This is a genomic window from uncultured Pelagibacterium sp. (genome assembly GCF_963972885.1).
GTDB classification, from domain to species: Bacteria; Pseudomonadota; Alphaproteobacteria; order Rhizobiales; family Devosiaceae; genus Pelagibacterium; species Pelagibacterium nitratireducens.
In genome coordinates, this window is record NZ_CAXAXY010000157.1 from 1 (window position 1) to 3,428 (window position 3,428).

At 62.1% G+C, this 3,428-nt stretch carries 3 protein-coding genes; all 3 read left to right on the forward strand.

Features of this window, described 5'->3' with window-relative positions:
* Positions 1 to 1,589, forward strand: a 1,589-nt coding sequence (locus tag AACZ55_RS15785; RefSeq protein ID WP_339647621.1) for a peptidoglycan-binding protein, incomplete at its 5' end; no start/stop codon positions are given.
* An 89-nt stretch (positions 1,590 to 1,678) separates the two neighbouring features.
* Complete coding sequence (locus AACZ55_RS15790) at positions 1,679 to 2,611, forward strand: sulfite exporter TauE/SafE family protein (RefSeq protein WP_338607673.1); 933 nt, start codon at positions 1,679 to 1,681, stop codon at positions 2,609 to 2,611.
* Positions 2,608 to 3,369: a TIGR02186 family protein gene (locus AACZ55_RS15795; RefSeq protein ID WP_339647623.1), complete on the forward strand. Its 762-nt coding sequence runs from the start codon at positions 2,608 to 2,610 to the stop codon at positions 3,367 to 3,369. The genes AACZ55_RS15790 and AACZ55_RS15795 overlap by 4 nt, the downstream gene beginning before the upstream one ends.
* The last annotated feature ends 59 nt before the right edge of the window (positions 3,370 to 3,428 follow it).

The window sequence follows — 3,428 nt, forward strand, 5'->3', positions numbered from 1 at the left end:
CGTTTGAGCCGACCCCGTCCGCGCCTCAGCCCAGCGTCTCCGATGCTACCCGTGCCAATTTCATCGAAGCCGCACGCCGCTCGGCCCGCCAACCGGCGCTTGACCAGGGTGACGAACCAAAATCGCTGATAGGACGGGCGCTGGCCAGGTTCCAGCGCGATGAGGCCAACACTGACGCGCCCCACCCAACGCATGATCCTCGCGTGGACGCTGAGCCCGAGCCTGCCGCTGCTACACGGCGCGAGGACGATGAAGCCGACGATGCCGAGACCATGGCCCCGGGCTTTTTTGCCCGGAACCGGCGCTCCCTCTTGCTTGGTACGGCGCTGGTTGCCGTCATCGCCCTGGCTGTACCGCTGGTCGTGGGTCGCATGGCACCGTCACAACAGACCGCACCGAGCGCAGACGATGCTCAAGTCGTGACGCCGGCGGAAACAGCCGATGATGCCGAGCCCGCTGCAGAGGTGAGCGCGACCCAGGCCGACACCACCACGGCCGAGCCCGACCTTGCCATGATGCGTGTAATGGCGGAGACCCAAGCCAATACCGAGACGGAGACGCCGGCAAATGAACTCATGTCAGATGTGCGGGTCATCGAGCAGCAACCTCGGCTCAGCGCTGCCACTGTGGATGCGGACGCATTGACGGCGCTGCCAACAATTGACCCGGTAACCACCGCCGCTGTCGGACCTGCGAATGGTTACGCTGCAGATTCCGACAGCGCGGATCTGCCACCGATCACCGCACCGGCGTCCATTGAGCCGGCTGCACTGCGTGCCGCCGCCGATGGTGGCGATCGCTTCGCCCAGTTCGAGGTGGGCGCCATTCTGACCGAGGGGACGGTGGTCGAGCAGGATTTCGGCCAGGCGGCTGCCTGGTACGAACGCTCCGCGGCCCAAGGGTTCGCACCGGCCCAATACAGGCTCGGCAGTCTTTATGAAGGCGGGCGCGGTGTGGAGCGTGATCTCGACATGGCCCGGCTCTGGTACCAGCGCGCCGCGGAAGCGGGAAACCGCATGTCCATGCACAATCTTGCTTCGCTTTATGCTGGCGGTGAACTCGAAGACCAGGACTTCGCCGCAGCGGCGCATTGGTTCGAGGAAGCTGCCGGGCGCGGACTGACCGACAGCCAGTTCAATCTGGGCATGCTTTACGCCCGCGGCCTTGGGGTGGAGCAGGATTTCGAACAATCCTATATCTGGTTTTCACTCGCGGCCCGTTCGGGCGACGAGGATGCTGCCAACTCGCGCGATGATGTGGCCCGTTCGCTCGAATCCGATGCCATTCAGCGGCTCGACGATACAATCGCGGCCTGGGCTCCGGTCGATATCGACATTGCCGCCAATTTTGCCCCTATTGGCACGTGGGACGAGGCCTTCGACCCCGGTCCGGCCATTACAAACGGTGACGTGATCCTGCGCGTGCAGATGCTTTTGGGTAAACTCGGTTATGATGTGGGCACGCCCGACGGGATCCCCGGTCCCAAGACGAGCGAAGCCGTTGCGGCCTTTGAACGGGCTGCTGGCATGAACGAAAGCGGCGCCATCAATCCACGGCTGCTGGCCGTTCTGGGCAGTCAGCCGGTCTAAGCTTTTATTTAGTCCCGCGTCGTTACACTATCGCCACGGGATGCCTGTATCGGCGCCCTGTGACACCTGCCTATGATTGGGCCCCGGCCGTGCTGATCTATTTGCCCATCGCGGAAATGTCGGTGAACCTGTTTTTCCTTGTGGGGATCGGGGGCGCCATAGGGTTTTTGTCCGGCCTGTTCGGTGTCGGCGGCGGTTTCCTGCTGACGCCTTTGCTGATCTTTTCGGGCGTTCCCGCACCCGTTGCCGTCGCTTCTGTGACCGGGCAGGTGGTGGCGGCCTCGACCTCGGGCGCACTGTCCTACTGGCGGCGCGGCGGCATCGATCTTACGTTGGCCCTGTTTCTTGTCACCGGAGGCGTTTTCGGCGCGGGCGTCGGGGTGTGGATCTTCGATCTGCTGCGCTCGTTCGGCCAGCTCGATCTGGCCATTTCCTTTGGGTATCTGGTCTTTCTTGGCTCGATCGGCTCACTGATGCTGATCGAAGCCGTTCGGTCCCTGATTCGCTCGCGTCGGACCGGACCGCCGCCGCGCCGCATGCCGGGACAACACAATTGGGCCCATGGCCTGCCGCTGCGCTTCCGGTTCAAGCGCTCCAAACTTTACATTTCGGTCATCCCGGTTATCGGCATCGGATTTCTGATCGGTATCGTGGGCTCCCTGCTTGGGATAGGCGGTGGCTTTATCCTCGTGCCCGCGCTGGTCTATCTGCTGCGCATTCCCGGCTCGGTGGTAATCGGTACCTCGCTCCTGCATGTGCTGGCGGTCATGGCCGCGACATGCATCCTGCATGCCTATCAGAGCCAGAGCGTTGATATTCTGCTGGCGTTTTCGCTGATGGTCGGCAGTGTGGCGGGCGCCCAGTTCGGCGCTTCGGCCGGCCAGTATCTTCGCGGTGACCAGTTGCGATTTCTGCTCGCGCTCATCGTGCTCGGGGTCGCTATCCGATTTGCATTGTCGCTTCTTCTCGCACCGGCCGACCCGTTCTCGACATCGGTTCTCGGATTTGGAGAAGGGCTGTGACGGCCGTGCGCGTCTTTTTGGCGCTGCTCATTGTGGTGGCCGGGAGCACCGGTGCCCGCGCGCAGGGGCTTGTATTTGCAACGTCGGACCCGACGATATCGATCCACTCCAATTTTGCGGGCGAAACCATAACCCTGTTCGGCAATATCGAGCCGAGCCTGGATGGTACGCCGCCCCAGGGCACGTTCGATGTGATCTTCATCATTCGCGGGCCCGTTGAGGAGCGTGTGGTCCGGCGCAAGTCCCGTCAGTTCGGCATCATGCTCAACGCCGACTATGCAATGTTTTCCGGCCTACCCTCGTTTTATCGCGTGCTATCGAGCCGCCCGCTCGAAGACATTCTCGATCCCGAGGTCATCGCCCAGCGCAGCCTGACGGTCGAAGCCCAGATCGCATCTGCCCTGCAGGAAACGACGGGCAATGTCGCCCTTTTCGAGAATGAACTGGTGCGGCTGATGGGCAATGCCAATCTGTTCAGGACCGATGGGCGCGGGGTGAGCTTTCTGTCTCCAACCTTCTTTTCCACCCGGGTTGTTCTGCCCGCCAACGTTCCCAACGGTATCTTTCTCGCCCAGGCCCTTGTGGTGCAGAATGGCGAAGTGGTTGCCGAGCGCGCGCAGCGCTTTTTTGTTCAGAAGTCGGGTTTCGAGCGTTTTGTGGGCGATACGGCCACCAACCAACCGTTGCTCTACGGGCTGGCAACCGTGGTTCTGGCGCTGGTTACTGGATGGCTGGGTGGCGTGCTGTTCAGGCGCTGAGGCCAGAGCCGTTCAGGATTTGATTGAATCAAATCCTTGGCTCTAAGTCCTTGTTTTGT